This window comes from Corallococcus sp. 4LFB (assembly GCF_046520365.1).
Taxonomy (GTDB): Bacteria; Myxococcota; Myxococcia; order Myxococcales; family Myxococcaceae; genus Corallococcus; species Corallococcus caeni.
Genome location: NZ_JBKGHJ010000971.1, coordinates 1 through 1458 on the forward strand (window position 1 = coordinate 1; position 1458 = coordinate 1458).

Genomic DNA, 1458 nt, shown 5'->3' on the forward strand with positions numbered 1-1458 from the left:
CCGAGTCCGCCGTGCGGCAGGTCCTGGACGCCGGCGACGGCAGCGCCCCGAGCGGAGCTCGCCACCGCCGTCGCGACCCAGGTGGCCGAGGCCACCGCGGGCGTCGCCGTGGACGAGGTGCTGGACCGCCACGTCACCAGCCCCGAGGAGCGCGCCCTGTCCGCCGCCGAGGGCGACGAAGGGACCGACGAGGTCTGGACCGCCGACGCCTGGCAACGCGACCCGAAGGACGTGCCCCCTGCCGGGATCACCGAGGAGGTCTGGACCGCGGACGCTTGGAGCCGTGACCCGGAAGGCATGGCCGCGCCGGAAGACTCCGCCGCCGACGATGACTTCATCAGCGGCGTGGAGCGCGTCGAGGAGAACGGCGTGCACATCTCCGTGTCCATCATCGAGGGCGCGGCTCCGACGGACGTGGATCCGGAGGTGGAGCTGCCCGACGAGTCCAACGACGAGCTGCCCCCCAGCCGCCGGCCGCTGTCGCTCGTGAGCGACCCTGGGGAAGAGCCCTTCCAGGAGGCCCCGGGACGCGACCCGACGGCCTTCGACCGTCCGGAGGAACCCGCGCCGGCCGTGGGCTTCGCGGGCCGCGCGGCGGGCATGTTCTCCCTGGCGAAGGAGATCGCCGGCCAGGCGCTCGCGAGCGATGGCCTGGGCCGCGCCGTGGGCGCCATGCACGGCCTGATGGAGGCCGTGCGCACCAGCCTGGGTACCGGCGGCGGCAGCCGGCTGGATGACTACGGCAAGGACGCGGGGCTGGTGGAGAACCTCCAGCCCGTCCTGGACTTCCTCTACGAGCAGTACTGGCGCGTCTCCGTGGAGGGCGTGGATCACGTGCCGCGCGGCGCCGCCATCCTCGTCGCCAACCACTCCGGCGCCCTGCCCTACGACGGGCTCGTGATGGCGCAGGCGCTCCTGCGGGAGCGCCCGGACCTGCTCGAGCCCCGCTGGCTCGTGGAGGATCAGGTCTTCCACGCGCCCATGCTCGGCACCCTCTTCAACCGCCTGGGCGCCGTGCGCGCCTCGCCGGAGAACGCGCTGCGGCTGCTCGACGAACGCCGGCCGCTCGTCGTCTTCCCGGAGGGCTACCAGGGCGCGAGCAAGCCGTTCGCGGAGCGCTACCGCCTCAAGCGCTTCGGCCGCGGCGGCTTCGTGAAGCTGGCCCTGCGCACGGGCGCGCCCATCGTCCCGGTGGCCATCGTCGGCGCGGAGGAGACGTCCCCGCTGCTGGGCCACCTCCCCGGAGGCTTCCTCGGGTTCCCGTCGCTGCCGCTCACCGCGCCCGGCCGCTGCCCGCCAAGTCGGACCATCCGCTTCGGCGAGCCGCTGTCCATGGAGGCCTGCCCCCGGAGGCGCGGACGACCTGGGCGAGGTGCAGCGGCTCACGGAGCTCACCCGCGAGTCATCCAGCGCATGCTCCAGGCCCTGCTGCGCGAGCGCCGCTCCGTGTTCGCGGGC

Annotated in this window: 1 protein-coding gene; it reads left to right on the forward strand. The window is 74.3% G+C overall.

Going from position 1 to position 1458, the window contains the following annotated elements; translation table 11 throughout:
• Positions 1-81 precede the first annotated feature (81 nt).
• Positions 82-1458 (forward strand): lysophospholipid acyltransferase family protein (locus ACLEQD_RS43265; protein WP_410391771.1); only part of this gene is annotated, 1377 nt, incomplete at its 3' end.